This is a genomic window from Chryseobacterium ureilyticum, assembly GCF_900156735.1.
GTDB lineage: Bacteria > Bacteroidota > Bacteroidia > Flavobacteriales > Weeksellaceae > Chryseobacterium > Chryseobacterium ureilyticum.
The window spans coordinates 230763-249004 of the sequence record NZ_FTOL01000002.1 but is presented as its reverse complement, the minus strand read 5'-3'; the positions used below and the strand labels follow the sequence as shown (position 1 = coordinate 249004).

Below are 18242 nucleotides of genomic sequence, written 5' to 3'. Positions count from 1 at the left end.
TTTTAGTTTATTCTTATTTTTTGTTGTTAATCACTGCTGTGGCTTCTACTTCTATCAACACATCATTTCTGAAAAGCTTACTTACTTCTACAAGGCTGCTTACAGGAGGATTTTGAAGATTGACATACAGATCTCTAACTTTTCTGAAGTCAGGAGTTTTTGAGATGTCTGTAATGAAGATTCCAAGTTTGACAACATCTTTTCCTGTACCTCCATATTCTTTCAAAATGTTTTCAATGTTTTTGAAAATCTGATGTGTTTGTTCCTCTACATTATTTCCCACCAAGATTCCTTCTGAATTTAAAGGAACCTGACCAGATAATAAAATCATTTTGGAGTTTCCACAATCAATACTTACTGATTGTGATAATCCGGGAATGCTGAAAACCTTTGAAGAACTTTTATATTCTATTGTGTTCATTGTTTTCTGGCTGAATGAAAGCTGAAAGCTGATTATACATATTAAAACGAAAATCTTCTTCATATTTCACTGATTAATAATCTGGTGAACAAAGATAACAAAAAAACTACCCAAAATATGAGTAGTTTTTTTATATTGTAAACAAAGTATTAATTATTTTTTCAAATAACCATCTACTTCATCAGCATTCATTACTTTTTCTTCGAAAACGTAAGCTCCTGATTTAGAAGACTTCACCATTTTCACCACTTTAGTCATTTTTTTTGACCCGGTTTGTAGGGTTGCTACTACTTTCTTTGCCATGGTAAGTTATTATTTAAAAATTACTTAATTTCTTTGTGAAGGGTAGATCTCTTAAGAACAGGATTATACTTTTTAAGCTCTAATCTCTCTGTAGTGTTCTTTTTATTTTTTGTAGAAATGTATCTAGACATTCCTGGCATACCGCTTTCTTTGTGCTCTGTACATTCAAGGATTACTTGAACTCTATTTCCTTTTTTTGCCATGATCTATTAATTCTTTTTAATCAATCCGTTTCTAGTAGCTCTTTCAATAGCTTCCTCGATTCCAATCTTGTTAATCACTCTCAATCCATGAGCTGATACTTTCAGTGTAACGTGCTTATCTTGCTCTGGAAGGTAAAACTTCTTCTCTAATAAGTTAATTTCAAAACGACGCTTCGTTTTGTTATTAGCGTGAGAAACGTTGTTACCAACCATTGCACGCTTTCCTGTTATTTGGCAAATTCTTGACATATCTCGATGTTCTTATTTGTATAATATTTGAGAGTGCAAAATAACGAAGAATTTTTTAGATAGACAAATCTTTTGGAAAATATTTGTAAATAAGTGGCTGATTAATAATATTGATTTTTTAAAATACCCGAATTTCCGGGATATAGCAGAAAATCAGTGCTGATATATTTCATGCAGGCTTTTTTTCAAACAGAGAATTTAATATTCTATCTTTGTTTTTAATTAATCTAAATAAAAACAATATGAAGAGAATTTATATTCTATTGTCTATGCTTCCAGTTGGTCTGTATGCTCAGAGTTTTACTGAGGTACAAACCGGAATGAATAACTTTTATTTTTCTGCGGCTGATATTGCTGATGTTGATAATAACGGTACGCTGGATATTGTAGTCAATGGTGCCATAGATTCTGATGGGGACGGACAGCCGGATGCTACCTATAATGAGGTATATCAGAATAATGGTACAACATTACAGCCTTATACTGATTTTGGAGGGGATGTGACGCACCTGGGAGATGTAAAGTTCATTGATTACAATAATGATGGGTTGATGGATATTATTTCTGCAGGGCAGAGCTATATGGATATTGTGAATTATAAACAATATCGATTTAAAAATACGGGAGTAGGCTTTATTAAAGAAACGGAACTTCCCGGGAAAATTTACGGCTCTATAGAGGTTTTTGATTTTAATCATGATGGAAAATCTGATTACGCCTTGAATGGAACTCAATCTGCCCATGGAGGAGGATTTAGAAATACCATCGATTTTTATAAAAATACAGGACTTGGGTTTGATATGACTGAAAACTGGGTGGATGGTACTCAGAACGGAAATTTTAAGGTAGTAGACCTTAATAATGATCAGCTTTTGGATGTTGTTGTCATAGGTTCAGATATCAATGGAGATCCGGTGTCTAAAGTATATATGAATCAGGGTGGAACATTGGTTCATACTCAGAGTCTTGATTCTCTGATTTCCGGTAAACTGGAGGTAGCAGATTTTAATGCGGATGGTTTTCAGGATCTTGTTGTTGTAGGAAAAGACCCTAATGATGATCCTTATATGGCTGTTTTAATGAATGATGGAACAGGAAATCTTGTGACTCAGCAGATGAATTCATTTGATATTTCAGAAGCTTCTGTAAGCGTAGGTGATTTAAACAATGATGGATATTATGATTTTATAATTTCAGGAGACGTTAATTTTAATGCGGTTGTAAAAACTTATTTATATAATGTGGCTAGTCAGACATTCACTGAAGGAACAACATCAGGATTGTATAATCTTGGCGGTCCAGGAGTGGTACAATTGTTTGATTTTAATAATGATCATCATCTGGATGTATTGTTGTCAGGGTTTGATTGGTCAAGTCAGGATATGCCTTCTCTTACTAAGCTTTTTAAAAATAATGCTCAGACTACGAATGCAAAACCAACAGCTCCTACTCAGCTTAACGTGTCTAAGAACGGAAGCAGATTTAATTTTACATGGAGTGGTGCAACGGATGATAAAACTCCAACAAATGCATTACGTTATGAAATAAAAGTAGGATCAACTCAAGGAGCACAGGATATTGCTAAGTATGTAGTAACAACACCTTCATGGTTCCTGGATTTAGATCCGTCAGTTGAGAATGTTTACTGGAGTGTAAGGTCTATAGATGCTTCAAAAGTATATTCGGACGCTTCTACATTAGGTACATTATCAACGAAAGAATCTACCAGTAGTTTTGCAAAACAGCAACTTGTTATCTATCCAAACCCAACCTCTGATAAGGTTTACATCAAAGGCGATAAAGTTTCGGAGGCTGAAATTTATTCAATGGATGGAAGAAAACTAAATACAACATTAAACGGAGATCAGTCTATTAATGTTTCTCATTTACCAAAAGGAGTATATCTTTTAAAACTGAAGATAAAAAATGAAATAACTACCAAAAAACTTACTATTAAATAACTGAATCATTTATTCTATCTTGAGAGAAGTCAGACGTCCAGCTGGCTTCTCTTTTTTATTGTGATAAGCTGTTGGGGGAGCTTCATGAAAATATCGTTAAATATTTCCCACAGATTTCACAGATCTGCACAGATGTTTGTGGTTATTTGGGTAGAAATTTGTGCAATTGCAATTAGTGTTTAATAAAAAATCTGCGTTATCAGCTTAATCAGCGAGAATATATGTTCTCAGATCTTGCAGATAACGCAGACTATATTTATTGGTATAATTTACTTAAAAATTAAGCTTTCTTTGTTTTTGCCTGAAACCATTTAATCAGATAATAGAACAATAAGAATCCCAAAGCAAACATTGAAAATCTTGAAAGAAGGTCTCCTGCTCTTGAGTAGAATGTCAAGTCTTCATAGAGATTCACTTTTGCAAATAATGCTGTTTGGTCACCATAGAAAGTGTCAGCTACTACCTCACCTTTTGCATTGATGTGCGCTGAAATACCACTGTTTGCAGCACGGGCAATTTCTCTTCGTGTCTCAATGGCTCTCAGTTTTGCATAAGATAAAAGCTGTTTATGTCCTTCTGTAACGCCCCACCATGAGTCGTTGGTCATAATTCCAAGGAAATTGGCGCCTTTTCTTACATAATCAGTTACAAATTCTCCATAAATACTTTCGTAGCAAATAATAGGAGCCATTTTTCCTTTGTTGTAAGGGTTAGAAAATGCCAGTCTTTCTTTATCGGTTCCCAGAGAAGCTACTGTTCCTCCCAGATTAAGCATTGCATCTCCCAGAATAGGTTTTAAAACACTCATATAAGGGAAAATTTCAACGCCCGGAACCAGTTTACCTTTATGATATACCTGAACTTTTTGCTGTGGTGCAATTTGGATTGCTGTATTATAACTTTCTGCCCACACACCGGAATTGATCTGATAAGCTTCCTTAGGCAATGCCGCAGGGTTAAAGTACAAACGGTGTGAAGATATTCCCGTCGCGAAAACGGACCCCGGATGTTGGGATAAAAATTCTTTTACATTGTTGATCAGTAAACTTTTTTCAAAGCCTGTTTCAGAAATTGAGCCTCTGCCCGGAAGTGCAGTCTCCGGAGCGATATAATAATCAATCTTTGTGGTAGAATTCTTTCCTGCAAGGGCAAGGAGATCCTGCTCAATCGTTAAACTGTCTTTGGAATATTTTTCAGCGTAAGGATCAAGATCGGGTTGTAGCATCAGTACATTGACCTGTCCTATTGGCTTGTCATTAAAGCTATTGTATTTAATCACTGAAATGATCATCGGAATTGCAATTAAAGCGGCAATGATAGAAGAGTTTTTGATCAGATCTTTTTTCTTCCTTCCGGCTTCCCACGTTCTTACAGTGTAGAAAATTAAAACATTGATTAATAGAATCCAGAAGCTTCCACCAGTTGCTCCTAAAGTATCGTACCATTGAATCAATTTAGGATAATCTGAAAATACATTTCCTAAGTTCAGCCATGGCCATGTAAGTTCCCAATTCAGGTGAAATTTTTCAAAACTCATCCAAATAGCGATAAAGAATCCAAGTCCCCAATAGGTTCCCTGTGCATTTTTATACCAATGATAACACTGGAAAACCAACGAGTACAAAAGGGAGTTTACAAGCACCGGAAAGACAACTGCCATCATAGAATGGCTTCCATCCGGGTTTTTGGAACCGTACAACCATCCGGTAGTGACAATATTCCAGATGATAAAACAAAGGTAAGAGAGTCCGAAAACGACCCAGCCTTTTCTTTTATAACTTGAAAATTTTGAAATTCCATGTTCCATCATTAGAAGAGGAACAAGAGCAAAAAATATAAAAAACGGAACTCCATAAGTAGGCCAAGAGACCGACAGCAGCATTGCTGAAATAAGTGTAAGTAGAACGTATTTCATTAAATTATTTTAACATACAAATTTAATGTTTTTGAAATGAATATATTAGCATCTGATGTTAAAGAAAATATATAAAACTGTTATCGTTCCGTATACATTGTTTTTGCTGTACCTGATGTTTCTCGGGATGGGCAGATTTCAGTATGATGATAACCTGATTACAGTAGAACCTATATTTTCTACCATCAATTTTATACAGGGAGTAAGAGACTGGAAGGAAATTGTAATGATTGTTCTTGGAAATATAGTAATGTTTATTCCCTTTGGTTTTCTTGGATGGATTTTTCCCAAACTGAGAGATTTAAAGACTCTTGTTCTTAATTTTATTCCAGCCATTACCATTGTAGAAGCACTTCAATATTTTACAAGGATGGGAATATTTGAGATAGACGATATCATCCTGAATACTTTTGGGGTATATTTAGGTTGGTTACTTTGCAGATTTATTGAAAAAAAGTTTAGGAATTTAGTTCTTTAGCTCGTTTTTCAGCATTTAGGATTCCTTGTTTTAAAATTTCTTTGAAATGATTTTCCTCGAAAGTTTTTAATGCCGCTTCAGTAGTTCCGCCTTTGGATGCCACATCTTTAATAAGCTCTTCAAGATTCTTTTCCGAATTATTGATCAGATGATAAGCTCCAAGCATCGTCTGCTTTACAAGAAGTTTTGAAAGGTTTTCTTCAATTCCCATTTCGATTCCGGCTTTGATCATTGCATCAATGATGTAGTAGAAATAGGCAGGACCACTTCCTGAAAGTGCAGTAACACCATCCAATAAATTTTCGTCCTCCAGATACACTGATCTTCCTGTGCTGTTCAGTAATCGTTCTATATTGATAAGCTGGCTGAAAGAAATTCCTTCTGCTGCTGTATAACCCGTGATTCCCATTCCTAAAAGAGTAGGAGAGTTAGGCATAGCTCTTACAACTAAGGGATGGTTTAATGATTTTTGAATTTTTTCAATATTGATCCCTGCCATGATGGATAATACCATCTGATTTTCCTTTAATCTAAACTGAATATTTTGGACAACATTTTGAAAATCCGGAGGTTTTACAGCAATGATGATTAAGTCGGCATCTAATTCTGTTACCTCATCAAAAGTGGATGTTTTGGATTTGGGGAATTCTTCCGCTATTTTGGAGATCTTAGATTTGCTTCTGGTAATAAGATGAAGATTTTCCGGTTTGATGAGCTCGTATTTCAAAAATGATTTTGAAAAGGACAATCCCATATTTCCGGCTCCCAAAATAGCTATTTTCATGCTGTGCTGATTTTTTAACGAAAATAATGTTTTTTATTGTGATAGGAAAGAGGGCTGAGCTAGGAAGATGGAGTTTATTGTAGTATGGAAATCATTTTGATGTTAAAGTATGTATCAAAAGTAATTGAGTTATTGAACGTGTAATGTATTCCTCACTTCCATCCTCCAGTTTCCATGCAAAAAGGTCCGGCATTTGCCGGACCTTTTTTATTCTACAGGAAATTCTGGTCTCCTCATTTTATATTTTGTTCCGGAAAGAGCTTCCAGGAAAGAGACTAAAGCTTTTTTTTCTTCTTTGGTAAGTTTTAATGGCTTCAGTAAAGGATCCGTTACAGGATAAAGCGGGTCCTGCTGTTTGGCTTCAGGAGAAGGATCTATCATGTGCATTCCACTGTTGTACATATTGACTACTCCTTCCAGTTCGCCGAATAATCCGTTGTGCATCCAAGGCTGTGTAAGCAGAAGATCTCTCAGCTGAGGTGTTTTGAATTTACCTACATCTTCAGCTTTCTTGGTAATATTATACAGTCCAAGATCTTCATATTTTCTTTTATAATACGTTAAACCAATATTATGAAAAGATTCGTCTGTAAGGTATTGCCCGCTGTGACAGTTCATACAGCGCGCTTTTGTTCTGAAAATATGCATCCCGTAGATTTCTTCATCAGACATCGCGTTGTATTTTCCTTCAAGGAATTTATCAAAACGACTTGGCTGGCTTTTAATCGTTTTCTGAAAATCTGCTATTGCTTTTACGATTCTGTCATAAGTGACTTTTTCATCACCGTATGCATTTTTGAAAAGAGGTTTATATCCTTTTAATGCCTGAATTTTAGCTGGTAAGGTCTTCACATCCATTGCCATTTCGTGATGTGCTCCCAATGGACCAGCTGCCTGTTCTTCAAGAGTTTTTGCTCTTCCGTCCCAGAAAAATAACTGTCTTTCTGAGATGTTGTACAATGATATTGTATTTCTGTTACCTTGAAGGTGATTGTTTCCTAATGCTACATGTCGTCTATCTGACCAACCCATTTCCGGGTCATGGCATGAACTGCACGAAATCTGGTTGGATTGGGATAATTTCGGATCAAAGAATAATGTTTTTCCAAGAATAACATTTGGTTTGTCCTGTTCCTCAAAAAATGTGGAATCTGTTTTAATAGGAGCAAATTCCTGCCATTTTACACCATAATCAATAGTTGGTTTTGGCCATTCTGAAATTGCCTTTTTATAGCTTTTAACAATATCTTCAATGGTAGGATCCTGAAGGTCCAGTAAATCCTGGTTTACTTTAGGTGTAAAGCTCAATAAAATCATTGATATTCCACCTAATCCCCAGTATATTAGTTTTTTCATGTTTAAAACGTTATCCCTATGCTTGCACCCACAAAATTATTATTTTTTTTCTGAATCTTCTGAGACTGATATTGAGCACATACAAAGAACGCAGGAAGTTTCTGTAATTTAAAATCATATCTTGCCGAAGCACCGAAAGTCGTAATATCACTTGCCTGAAAAATATAGTCTTCAAGAATCCACGCATCCACAGCAGCATTTCCGGCAGAGGTGAAAGCATTCACTGTTTTACCCACTGTTCTTTGTGAGAAGTAGGGTTGTATTGTCAGGATTTGATTTTCCTTGATCTGTTGTTTATAATCCGCATTGATTCCGAAATAGGAGTATACAAATTTCTGTCCTGCAGAAGGGTAAAGTCTTCTTTCTTTGATCTCTTCATAGGCGAAAAAAGGAGTTGCTGTAATAGAATAGGTTTCCTGATTGTATTGATAAAATCCTTTTACAGAAGTAATGTAATCTTCCTTTCGATATGATTTTCTTTTTAGGATCTGTTGGAGACTTGCTGTATTTAACGAATAACCGTACTCGGAACCTGTCTTTACAGAAGAGGAAAAGTTTGCCAAAAATCCAAATCTGTTTTTTTCATTAATGCTGAAAAATTTGGCGCCTTCTACTTCAATAGTTTTATTTTCCAGATCGGAAAGATCAAAAAATATGTTGGAAGAAAGGCTGTTGACATAGCTTTTAATATTGTTGGATCTGCCTAAAGCAGCCTGAAGATAGAAATCTTTTCCCTGTTTATTCATGATCTGTAAACCTCCTTTATAAGCAAACTCTTCAAAAACAGTATTGGGATTACTACTTCCGTTAAAAAGATAATTCGAAAACCCGAAACTCGTCATTTGATAAGTATAAGGTCTTCCCAGTAAGCTTTGGAAAGTTATAGAATTGTTTTGGGTATATTTATTAAATTCTCCAAAAACTCCTATTTCATATTCTCTGAAAATATTATAATTCAGCCCGGCTTTTATACGCAGATCAGAAGTTGTACTTTTCATTCTCGGGTCCTTTGCGCGATACCCCATTTGAGCAAGATAGCTTACCTGCCCAGCAACAGTCCATTTTTTGAATTTTTGTAAATATCCACCCGTAAATTGATAACGTTCAACGTTCAATTTTCCACCGGCAGAATCGGCGATGATGTAAGGAGTTACACGATCGTAGTCTAATGATTCATTCCATCTTACAAGTCCGGTTTTCAGGTTCTGGTAGCTTGCATTTCCCCAGACATATCGGTTGGGTTTTAATTTTTGAAATGATTTTGCTTCAAAAGTCAACCCTTTATCGCCATTTCCCAATTGTTGACGATAAACTTTTTTATCGTTTTTATGATATCCGACACTGAATTCTGAAAATGAAGATGGGCTATAACCCGACATTGAAGCCGGGTTTGAGAAGAAATTATCTTTAAAATCTCTTTCCGTATCATACTGATTGTTGATCGTCTTAAAAAGACTGATGCTGTCCTGTGCCTTCACAGAAAGAAAACACATATTGGTAAGTAACAGAAAGAAAGATGTTTTTATATTTAGCATAATGTATTGAAAAGGATTGTATTATTCCGGATGAACAATACCGTTTTTTAAACTTGCTTCGGAATCTTTCACAAAATCATTGGATGAATTGTTGGTGTCCATATAAAGGTTTTTGCCAGCACCCATTTTTCCGATGATTTTACGTCTTACAGATTTTCCGAAACGGTTCGGGTCGCTATCTATTGTACCGGCAGAAGTCCATCCTGCATCAATACTAGGAGAAGTTAATGTATGTACAAACTTGGTAGGAACACTGTTATTTACACCGTCTATGATCCATGAATTCGGGATTGAATAAACACTTCTTTTGGTAACGTTTCCGGCTGAATTGATATAGCTGAAATCATATTTACGGTTTTGAAGGAATGTTGTTTTTGATTCTCCTGCTGGAAAACGGGCAATAACATAACTTTCAAATCCTCTGTTATGCATGATGAACATATCTTTTGCTGTAGTAAAAACAACTTCTGCATTAGGTACAGCAGGATTGTCAACTTGTCCAAGTGCCGGAGCTTTTGAAGGATATTCAAAGTCTGCATTGTGAAGATCAAAAGCTGTACTTGTCTGTGCTTTATGATTGATAGCATTGTCTGCTACTACAATAAAATCTCCTGGTTGTACAGCATATCCTCCTGGTTGGGTTGGTAAAACTAAGACTCCTTTTACAGGAAAATACTGGTTAGAATCGTACGGTGTAGGATTATCATCTTCCGTTGTCATGAACTGTGATTGTCCGATGATCAGGTTATCTGCATATAAAACTTTATCCGTGTTGTTTACAATTTTAAAATAACGGCTTGAGTTGTAGTTTTTACCATCCGGAGTTTTGATTCCTGTAAAGAATACCTCTTCGATGATAAAGTCTTCATGAAATGCCTTAAAGTATAAAGGAACTGTAACATTAGTCACAAGTTTGGTAATATCTACACTGGATGAACCAGCTGCATCAGTAGTTTCCATTTGGTTGGTTACTACCTTACCATTTACCATAATTTTGTAAGAACCATGCGGAACTTCTATAGAAACAGAACTAGCTTTTTGGCTTTTTTCAGCAATAACAATACCTGTATTTACTTCTCTTACTTCAATATCCAGATTTTCATAAGAGGCAATATTTTCTCCTGTAAAAGATAAAGTTAACACCCCGTTTTGTCCGGTTTGTACCCCGAAATCATCATCAGTACATGATGTCACTGTAAATGCAGTACCCATCATGGCTACAAAACTTAATAGTAAAATTCTTTTTTTCATGTTACTTAACTTTTGATATGTTTAAAAATTGTAGTTTAATTCCATTCCGAAGTATGGTGTATTCATTCTTTTTCTGTAAACTTTTACATTGTTGAAGGTATAAGGAGCACCATAGTTAAAAAGTCTGTTGACAAATAGAGAAGTACGAAGAGCTTTATAAATACTTTTGGTAACTTTTATGTTTCCTGCTATTGTAAAGGTGGTAAGCCTGTCCAAATTATCTGAAACGGAAACATTTCTTACCAGCCATTGTTTATAAATATCTGTTTTGTCCGCCTCTACAAAAGGATGTGCCACGCCATCCAATCCATAATAAGAAATAGGTTCAGCAATTCTTCTGTCGTTTCGCTGATGATCATACAAACTTCCCTGTATAGAAGCTGATACAATCATATCCAGACTTGGAAGATAGGTGTCTATAAGCAGGTTGTAATTTAAATTGGAATTCACATATCCAAAATCATTCTTATAAATACCGTAATATGGATAGCCATCTGCACCAATACTTACCGTAGGTTTCCAGATAAAAGGAGTGGAATTTCTGTATTGTGTTTTAAACCATGCCCCCGTGAAAGTGAATCTCGTATTGATTGCCTTGATTCTTGGTGAAGTATAGCCAAACTCAATCCCTTGCTTTAAGGTTTCACTACCATTTCTTGTTGTAGAAAAAACTCCGAAAATTCTTCTCATTTCATAAGGTACACCCGTTAAATCAGGTCCGTTAGAAGTCCATAGAGAAGGATCTACTTTTGTAGCATCATATTGTTTATAGTGATGAACGGTTGTTTCATCCATAGCACGGAATCCATTGGTCATATTTTCTTTAAAATAGGTCAAAAAGAACTCATGATTTCTATAGGCAAGATCTAAACGGATTTCTTTCTTAATACTTTTTGCTGCCTCAATTTCCTTGTTCTCTCTTGACTGAATATAAGTCATGAAGTTGACATATCGGTATTGTGCATCATTGTGGTAATAATTCAGCTGAGTATAATCCCAATATTCATTATTTGGGTAAAGCATCAATAGAGTAGGTTGTTTATAGAAAAGACCGTATCCTAATGTAACATCTGTTTTTAAAGGATAATTATTGATCATCAGGTGAGGAAGGCTGTACTGGAAATTCAATCTAGGTTCCGCAAAAATCTTTTTACTGATGGCAAAAGAATTATCGATTCCCAGATTTTTAGATAATCTCAAACCTGCATACAATGTAAATTTATGCTGATCAACGGCATAGCTCATCTGATCACCCATAAATGCTGCCAAAAGACTAGATGCCGGAATATCATTATAAGGTCTGGGTCTTGTAATTCCTGTGCCTGCAGAAGGGGGTGTTCTCATGTCGTATTGAAGACCTCTACCATTGTTCTTTGAATATCTCCAATCAAGTCCCGCTTCATACTGGTGAGTAATTCCGAATGTTTTCTTTGTTCCGTTTGCCTGTAAAAAAGCCGTTATATCTAAAGGTTTTCCTTCTGTGGAAAATTCAGCAATATATCGGAGGTCTGGAAAATAGCCTACGTTTTCACCCTGTTCAGTTGCAAGTGAAAAAGCACGGGGACCAGATAATTGAACCAGTTTTACCTGTTCTATCTTTTCAAAGCCTTGACGAATCGCTGTGTTCAAAGTTAATTTATTGAAAAAAGAACTTTTATCCAGCTGGTAGATGAAGTTATTTGTTAAGCTGATTCTTTTATTGTTGGACTCATACTTGTCTGTAGAAGGATATCCGTTATCAGGATCATACTTTTTATTGTCAATATTCGTGGAAAAATCAATAGTTGATCTCCATTCCAAAGGTCTTGACCATAATGTGGAAATCTTCTTTGAACGAATGGAAGCCGTGATACGCTGGTAATTTTCAAAATCATCGGTAGGATTAGATTTAGAATCCAGGAAATCTGTACTGGCAGTTATATTCCATTTATCATTGATCTTAAAACCTTTGCTCACATAATATTGCTTGCTGAAGCCATCCGCCTTGAACCTCGCCTGTAAAGGAGAAGCGTTTATTTTACGTTCTATTTTGATCAGTCCGGAAGTCAAATCTCCATAGGCTGCTGAAGGAATACCTCGGATAACTTCCACTTTTTCAATGTCATTGGTGGAAATTGTTCTCATATCCACTCCTGAAGTCGTTGTTTCTCTGCTTTTAGGAGCTTCCAAAAACTGACTTTTATCCAGTGAAACCTGCATATCTGCATTAGAATTGATGATATTGTCATCAATCATAAACTGAATTCCCAGCGATGAGGTATTGTAGTCATTTCCTGAATATGTCCCTGTATTTTCTCTTAAAGTGGCTCTGTTGGTAGAACTTAAGACAGGTGTTTTGGCAAGCCCTCCCGGAAGAAGTTCCATTAAATCTGTGAAACTTGAAGGTTGTAAATGCTGCATTGCCTGTTTGTCAATAACAGACTTCGTTGTTAAGCCTTTACTCTCTTTAGAAAATACAACTACTTCTTCCAATTTATTAATCGGTTGAAGCTTAATTGTGATATTTTGAGATGAAGTAAGGGTGATGTTCAGTTCCTTTTCCTGGAAACTTGGGTGAAGAACTTTTACGTGATATTTACCATTAGATATGGAAATTCCGGTGCTACCATTTTTATCGGTGGTTAGAGAGATTTGGTCAATCGTAACAGAAGCGCCTCCCAATTCTTTATTGTTTTCGTCAAAAACAGTGATGTTCAATTGTGATTTTTCACTTTGAGCCTGTACAAACTGTATGCTGAAAAGCAAAATGAAAACAAAAAATAAAGATCTATTCATTTTTATTTATTCTAAATAAGCAGGTGGCAAAATTATTAAATATAATAATGCTGACCAATAGTTATTTAGAATAAATTAAAATAATAAGACAAAAATCAGAAATATAATCCGGATAATGTTATATAATCTGATGTGGAAGTTATATAATATTCACTTCCCTTTCGAGTTCTATTCCGAATTTTTCTTTTACAGAATTGATGATTTCAGTGGAAAAATCAAAGATTTCTTTTCCGGTAGCGGTACCAGTAGCATTGATGATTACTAAAGACTGAAGTTTATGTGAAGCTACATTCCCTATTTGTTTTCCTTTCCATCCACATTGCTCAATCAGCCATCCGGCAGGAACTTTTACCATCGCTCCGTTAGGATACCCTTGAATATTTTCAAACTTTTGCTGTAAAGCTTCAAATTGGACCAAAGGAATCGTAGGATTTTTAAAGAAGCTTCCCGCATTTCCTATTTGCTTAGGATCAGGTAGTTTGCTTTGTCGGATATTGATTACCGCTTGAGAAACATCCTGAATCGTAGGTTTTTCAATGCCCAGATTCTGTAGTTCAGAAGTGATAGCGCCATATTCAGTTTTAATATGATGATTTTCTTTGGTAAGCTTAAAGGTAACTTCCAGGATGATGTATTTTCCTTTTCCTTCCTGCTTGAAAATAGAATCTCTGTATCCGAATCTGCATTTTTCAAGATCAAAAGTTTCTACAGTCTGATTTTCTAAATCTAATACCTGACAGTTTACAAATACATCTTTAATTTCGATTCCATAAGCTCCGATATTCTGCATAGGAGAAGTCCCCACATTTCCAGGAATCAAAGAAAGATTTTCCAGTCCACCATAGTTTTTACTCAGGCAAAACATCACGAATTCATGCCAGTTTTCTCCTGCTTTTGCCGTAACCAGAACTTCATTGTCGTTAAGATTTTCCTCGGAAATACCTCTTAAATTAAGCTTAATAGCAAGACCATCAAAATCCTTTGTCAGAAGAATATTACTTCCGCCTCCTAAAAATAAAAGTGACAGAGATTTCTCTTTTGAAAAGTTGAGAGCGTCTTTTAATTCTTCAATGTTATGGATTTTAATGAAGAATTTTGCTTTGGCATCTACGCCGAATGTATTGTAAGGTTTTAAGGAAAAATTTTCTTGCATGTTTTTATTTGTATTCTTTTGGAAGAATTTGGTCTAATTGCTCTTTAATCTGCTGAAGTTGCTTGTAACGTACCGTATCCACATAGGAATTTACGTACAGGTGCGATTTTTTTGGAGTACGGATCTGGAAGGTTTCATCAACTCCGTCTACAGGTTGTACACTTGGAGAACTTTTGATATAATCCAGATCTTTGATATTGATGGATGAGGTCAGTTTTTTCCATGCTTCAGGACTGATTGTAGATACCCATTTTTTATGAGTCTGATTGGCTGTCAATCCCATTTCAGCACTGATGGAGTCTTTGGTGACTTTTATAATCCTGTAATTGCCAAGTTGCCCTCCTACATTGGATAAACTGATAAAGTTGATCTCGTTTGGGTTCTTGCTGACCTTTTTTTGGGGCTTGGGCTGATCACAAGAAAAAAATGCCGACAGCAAAAGAATCGAAAAAAATATTTTCAGATAAGTATTTTTTGTTGTCGGCATTTAAATATAATTTTTTATAGGCTGAATTCTTCTCTATACTTTTTTAAAGCTTCTTTCAGAATTTCGGCACTTTTCTTTAAATCTTCTTCTTTTAGAACGTAAGCAATTCTTACCTGCTTTTTACCCAGTTCAGGGTTGCTGTAGAATCCACCTGCCGGAGCTACCATGATGGTTTCATTGTTCAGAGAGTATTTCTCTAACAACCATTGTGCGAATTTCTCAGTATCATCTACCGGAAGTTCAGCAACACAATAGAAAGCACCTCTTGGCTTAGGGCAGATTACCCCAGGAATAGCATTTAAAAGGTCTACTAAAACATTTCTTCTGTGAGTGTATTCTTCTCTTACTGCTCTGATGTAAGGACCATCATTCTGATGTGCTGCAGTCGCTGCAATCTGTCCTAAAAGAACAGGGCTTAATCTTGCCTGAGCAAAAAGCATTGCTGCATTACGGATTTTTTGAGAACGGGTAACCATACATCCGATTCTTACTCCACACATAGAATAACGCTTGGATTCTGAGTCGATAATGATGCAGTTTTCGCTTAATTCAGGGAAATCCAGCATTGAGATCTGCTGTTTTCCGTCATATACATATTCTCTGTATACTTCGTCAGAGATGATTACAATGTCGTATTTTAAAGCAATTTCGGAAAGTTTTTGAAGCTCTTCACGAGTGTAAAGGTATCCTGTAGGGTTTCCTGGGTTACAGATTACAATTGCTCTTGTTTTTTCAGTGATTTTTTTCTCGAATTCTTCAATTGGAGGTAATGCAAAACCTGTATCAATAGTAGAAGGTACCGCTACTACATTTACGTCAAATGTACTTGTGAAACCATTATAGTTTGCATAATAAGGTTCTGGAATGATCACCTCATCACCTTCGTCACATAGTGTAGAGATGGCAAAGTTCAGTGCTTCAGATCCACCATTAGTAACAATAAAGCTATCCGGTGTTAAATCTGAAAAACCTAATGAATGGTAATATTCTGTAAGGGCTTTTCTGTATTCGATATTCCCTTCAGAAAGCGCATATTCCAATACTTTAAGATCAATATTCTTTAAAGCATTTAAAGCAGTTTCCGGAGTTTCAATATCAGGCTGCCCGATATTTAGGTGATATACTTTTATTCCTTTTTGTTTTGCTTGTAACGCAAAGGGAACCAGTTTTCTTACCGGCGATGGCGGCATATGAAGTGCTCTGTTTGAAATATTCGGCATTGTTCAAAAAATTTGTATGACAAAAATAGGATTTAATTTCTCAATAATAAAATTAAGAGAAGGAAGATCATTCTTAATTATGCTGTAAAAACCTTTTTCCAAAGTGAATAATTTTAATTTATTAATGTATATGTTAAGTTAATTTTTGATAATTATTTGAATATTTATTAAAAAATATATTTTTATATTGATATTTTTCTTAATTTTCACCACAAATGTGAATAAAATGACAATAAATTTATTTTCTAGAGTAATTCCCGCGATTGCTCTTCTTTCAGCTTCATCTTTGATAGCACAAAATTTTCAAACCATGCCGATTAGTTCGGGATACACCCAAGATGTAATTGCTAATGGAGTAGGTTCAGCTATGACCTCTACAACAACTGATGTAGATGGGGTTTCTTATGCTTTTGTATCGAGAGATTTTCAGTTGACATCAAGCAGTACACCACTTACTTATGGTCTTCCTTCGAATGGAATCGTTAATTCGGTGGTGGCATCTACAGCGGGATTAAGTTTTCAGTTGGGAGATTATTTTGGAAATAATTCTTTGAAAATTAGTAGTTCTGCAGCAGGGAGTAATTCGGGAACAATTACATTTACGACTCCTATAGCAGCTTTTAAGCTTTATATGCTTTCTACCAGCGGTAGTGGAGCGTCTACCGTAAATATTACTGTAAATTTTACGGATAATACAACGCAGACTTTTACAGGGCAGAGTATTTCAGACTGGTATGATGGGAGTGGTTTTGCCATTCAGGGAATTGGAAGGATTCTCAGAACTACAAATGTTTTGGAATCCAGTAGTACAAATCCAAGATTATATCAGACCGCTTTAACGATTGATGCTGCTAATCAGACAAAACCTATTCAAAGTGTAACAGTAACAAAAACAAATACTGCAGGGGTAATGAATGTGTTTGCTTTTTCAGCAGATGCCTATACGAGCTGCCTTGCACCAACCTTGTCACCAACCGGCGCTGTAACTTCAAATTCAGCTGAAATTTCATGGACAATGCCTGCAGGAAATCCGGGGGTAAGTCATGATATTTATTATAGCACAAGTTCTACTTCTCCTACGGCTGCAACAGTTCCAAATCATTTTGATGTTCAGGGAACATCTTATACTCTTACCAATTTATCTCCAAGTACTACTTATTATTATTGGGTAAGAACAAATTGTACAGGTGCTACAAGTAAGAGTGCATGGTCATTCCCAAAATCATTTACAACAATGTGTGGATCTATTGTTCCTTCATATACTAATGATTTTAGTTCCTTCCCTGGAAATTGTTGGGTAAACAATTTAACAGGAGGAAGCCCGGATACAGGACCTACAGGTACTACTTCTCAACCACTTTGGGCATCGCGTAATTTCTTAAATGTAGCAGCTAACGGACCTTCCGCACACATGAATATTTATTCCAACAACAGAATCGGCTGGCTTAAAACGGTACCTTTTAATCTTTCAGCAGGAGGATATAGAGTGAAATTTAAATATGCTGTTTCCACTTATTCAGGAACTGCTGCTTCAGCGATGGGCGATGATGATCTTGTCCATTTTATGGCTTCAGAAGATGGAGGAACTACATGGACAATATTGGAATCATGGGGGACCTAATAATGCTCCGTCTAATACTGCCACTGAATTTGTTTATAATCTGACAGCTAATACAGGTGCGAATACAATATTTGCATTCTATGGAACTTCAGGTGCTGTAAATAACAGTTTAGATTATAATTTCTATGTAGATGATTTTACTGTAGAAACAGCCCAGTTAAGTACTTCAGAGGTAAATCGCCAAGCAAAGAAGGCAGAAGTTCATCCTAATCCTTTTAAAGATATTCTGTATATAACAGATGCGAAAGATGTAAAGTCTGTAATGGTAGCTGATACTTCAGGAAGAGTAGTGTCAACTGTTGAAGGAGCTGTGAAAGAACTAGATTTAAGTAAACTGAATTCAGGATTGTATTTTGTTACCCTTTATTTTAAGGATGGCTCTCAATCTACTGTAAAAACAATAAAGAAATAATTTTTTTAGTGTAAGTAAAGTTGGGCGGCAGTACATTTTTGTATTGCCGCTTTTTTATGATATAGGGCGGTTATACATGGTGAATATCAATTTTTATTCTTTTAAAAAAACAAGTAAT

17 protein-coding genes are annotated in these 18242 nt (G+C 35.6%); 4 read left to right on the top strand and 13 right to left on the bottom strand.

Annotated elements, in window-relative coordinates; translation table 11 throughout:
• Positions 1-13: 13 nt before the first annotated feature.
• The 4 genes from BW983_RS07355 to rpmB form a co-directional block, all read right to left on the bottom strand.
• Entirely contained in the window at positions 14-421 is a 408-nt protein-coding gene (locus tag BW983_RS07355) for a RidA family protein (protein ID WP_228408981.1), read from the bottom strand.
• A gap of 153 nt (positions 422-574) precedes the next feature.
• Complete coding sequence (locus BW983_RS07350) at positions 575-724, bottom strand: DUF4295 family protein (RefSeq protein WP_065722020.1); 150 nt, start codon at positions 722-724, stop codon at positions 575-577.
• Between the two features lie 20 nt (positions 725-744).
• On the bottom strand, positions 745-927 hold the full coding sequence (gene rpmG, locus BW983_RS07345; RefSeq protein WP_027373683.1) for a 50S ribosomal protein L33: 183 nt from the start codon (positions 925-927) through the stop codon (positions 745-747).
• A gap of 6 nt (positions 928-933) precedes the next feature.
• Positions 934-1176 (bottom strand): 50S ribosomal protein L28, encoded by a 243-nt coding sequence (rpmB, locus tag BW983_RS07340; protein ID WP_002976757.1) that lies wholly within the window; start codon positions 1174-1176, stop codon positions 934-936.
• Positions 1177-1418: 242 nt separating this feature from the next.
• Between rpmB and BW983_RS07335 the strand changes: the two genes are divergently transcribed.
• Positions 1419-3137 carry a T9SS type A sorting domain-containing protein gene (locus tag BW983_RS07335; RefSeq protein WP_076551241.1) on the top strand — a complete coding sequence of 573 codons (1719 nt, stop codon included), beginning with the start codon at positions 1419-1421 and terminating at the stop codon, positions 3135-3137.
• Between the two features lie 280 nt (positions 3138-3417).
• Here the strand turns inward: BW983_RS07335 and lnt are convergent, their stop codons facing one another.
• A complete protein-coding gene (lnt, locus tag BW983_RS07330; protein ID WP_076551240.1) occupies positions 3418-5052 on the bottom strand; it encodes an apolipoprotein N-acyltransferase in 1635 nt (544 codons plus the stop codon).
• Positions 5053-5107: 55 nt separating this feature from the next.
• Between lnt and BW983_RS07325 the strand changes: the two genes are divergently transcribed.
• A complete protein-coding gene (locus tag BW983_RS07325) occupies positions 5108-5530 on the top strand; it encodes a VanZ family protein (protein WP_076551238.1) in 423 nt (140 codons plus the stop codon).
• On the opposite strand, the gene proC is transcribed toward BW983_RS07325, so the two are convergent.
• The 8 genes from proC to BW983_RS07285 all read right to left on the bottom strand — a co-directional run bounded on the left by proC (position 5511) and on the right by BW983_RS07285 (position 16091).
• On the bottom strand, positions 5511-6314 hold the full coding sequence (gene proC, locus BW983_RS07320; protein ID WP_076551237.1) for a pyrroline-5-carboxylate reductase: 804 nt from the start codon (positions 6312-6314) through the stop codon (positions 5511-5513). The genes BW983_RS07325 and proC overlap by 20 nt on opposite strands.
• 207 nt (positions 6315-6521) lie before the next feature.
• Positions 6522-7670: a cytochrome-c peroxidase gene (locus tag BW983_RS07315; protein WP_076551235.1), complete on the bottom strand. Its 1149-nt coding sequence runs from the start codon at positions 7668-7670 to the stop codon at positions 6522-6524.
• Positions 7671-7672: 2 nt separating this feature from the next.
• On the bottom strand, positions 7673-9205 hold the full coding sequence (locus tag BW983_RS07310; protein WP_076551234.1) for a DUF6850 family outer membrane beta-barrel protein: 1533 nt from the start codon (positions 9203-9205) through the stop codon (positions 7673-7675).
• A 21-nt stretch (positions 9206-9226) separates the two neighbouring features.
• Positions 9227-10456, bottom strand: coding sequence for a DUF4876 domain-containing protein (locus BW983_RS07305; RefSeq protein ID WP_076551232.1), 1230 nt, complete (start codon positions 10454-10456; stop codon positions 9227-9229).
• A 21-nt stretch (positions 10457-10477) separates the two neighbouring features.
• Positions 10478-13231: a TonB-dependent receptor gene (locus BW983_RS07300; protein WP_076551231.1), complete on the bottom strand. Its 2754-nt coding sequence runs from the start codon at positions 13229-13231 to the stop codon at positions 10478-10480.
• A gap of 139 nt (positions 13232-13370) precedes the next feature.
• Positions 13371-14384 (bottom strand): UDP-N-acetylmuramate dehydrogenase, encoded by a 1014-nt coding sequence (murB, locus tag BW983_RS07295; protein ID WP_076551229.1) that lies wholly within the window; start codon positions 14382-14384, stop codon positions 13371-13373.
• A 4-nt stretch (positions 14385-14388) separates the two neighbouring features.
• A complete protein-coding gene (locus BW983_RS07290) occupies positions 14389-14871 on the bottom strand; it encodes a hypothetical protein (protein WP_076551228.1) in 483 nt (160 codons plus the stop codon).
• Between the two features lie 14 nt (positions 14872-14885).
• Positions 14886-16091, bottom strand: a complete 1206-nt coding sequence (locus tag BW983_RS07285; RefSeq protein ID WP_076551226.1) for a pyridoxal phosphate-dependent aminotransferase — start codon at positions 16089-16091, stop codon at positions 14886-14888.
• Positions 16092-16401: 310 nt separating this feature from the next.
• On the opposite strand from BW983_RS07285, the gene BW983_RS07280 reads away from it, so the two are divergent.
• Together BW983_RS07280 and BW983_RS07275 are read left to right on the top strand one after the other, a co-directional pair.
• Positions 16402-17712 (top strand): fibronectin type III domain-containing protein, encoded by a 1311-nt coding sequence (locus BW983_RS07280; RefSeq protein ID WP_167369970.1) that lies wholly within the window; start codon positions 16402-16404, stop codon positions 17710-17712.
• Positions 17669-18124 carry a T9SS type A sorting domain-containing protein gene (locus BW983_RS07275; RefSeq protein WP_076551222.1) on the top strand — a complete coding sequence of 152 codons (456 nt, stop codon included), beginning with the start codon at positions 17669-17671 and terminating at the stop codon, positions 18122-18124. Before BW983_RS07280 ends, BW983_RS07275 begins: the two co-directional genes overlap by 44 nt.
• Positions 18125-18242 lie beyond the last annotated feature (118 nt).

Bases quoted from the DNA above. Each gene is read 5' to 3' on its own strand.
- BW983_RS07355 (WP_228408981.1), bottom strand. From the start codon at position 421: ATGAACACAATAGAATATAAAAGTTCTTCAAAGGTTTTCAGCATTCCC.
- BW983_RS07350 (WP_065722020.1), bottom strand. From the start codon at position 724: ATGGCAAAGAAAGTAGTAGCAACCCTACAAACCGGGTCAAAAAAAATG.
- rpmG (WP_027373683.1), bottom strand. From the start codon at position 927: ATGGCAAAAAAAGGAAATAGAGTTCAAGTAATCCTTGAATGTACAGAG.
- rpmB (WP_002976757.1), bottom strand. From the start codon at position 1,176: ATGTCAAGAATTTGCCAAATAACAGGAAAGCGTGCAATGGTTGGTAAC.
- BW983_RS07335 (WP_076551241.1), top strand. From the start codon at position 1,419: ATGAAGAGAATTTATATTCTATTGTCTATGCTTCCAGTTGGTCTGTAT.
- lnt (WP_076551240.1), bottom strand. From the start codon at position 5,052: ATGAAATACGTTCTACTTACACTTATTTCAGCAATGCTGCTGTCGGTC.
- BW983_RS07325 (WP_076551238.1), top strand. From the start codon at position 5,108: ATGTTAAAGAAAATATATAAAACTGTTATCGTTCCGTATACATTGTTT.
- proC (WP_076551237.1), bottom strand. From the start codon at position 6,314: ATGAAAATAGCTATTTTGGGAGCCGGAAATATGGGATTGTCCTTTTCA.
- BW983_RS07315 (WP_076551235.1), bottom strand. From the start codon at position 7,670: ATGAAAAAACTAATATACTGGGGATTAGGTGGAATATCAATGATTTTA.
- BW983_RS07310 (WP_076551234.1), bottom strand. From the start codon at position 9,205: ATGCTAAATATAAAAACATCTTTCTTTCTGTTACTTACCAATATGTGT.
- BW983_RS07305 (WP_076551232.1), bottom strand. From the start codon at position 10,456: ATGAAAAAAAGAATTTTACTATTAAGTTTTGTAGCCATGATGGGTACT.
- BW983_RS07300 (WP_076551231.1), bottom strand. From the start codon at position 13,231: ATGAATAGATCTTTATTTTTTGTTTTCATTTTGCTTTTCAGCATACAG.
- murB (WP_076551229.1), bottom strand. From the start codon at position 14,384: ATGCAAGAAAATTTTTCCTTAAAACCTTACAATACATTCGGCGTAGAT.
- BW983_RS07290 (WP_076551228.1), bottom strand. From the start codon at position 14,871: ATGCCGACAACAAAAAATACTTATCTGAAAATATTTTTTTCGATTCTT.
- BW983_RS07285 (WP_076551226.1), bottom strand. From the start codon at position 16,091: ATGCCGAATATTTCAAACAGAGCACTTCATATGCCGCCATCGCCGGTA.
- BW983_RS07280 (WP_167369970.1), top strand. From the start codon at position 16,402: ATGCCGATTAGTTCGGGATACACCCAAGATGTAATTGCTAATGGAGTA.
- BW983_RS07275 (WP_076551222.1), top strand. From the start codon at position 17,669: ATGGAGGAACTACATGGACAATATTGGAATCATGGGGGACCTAATAAT.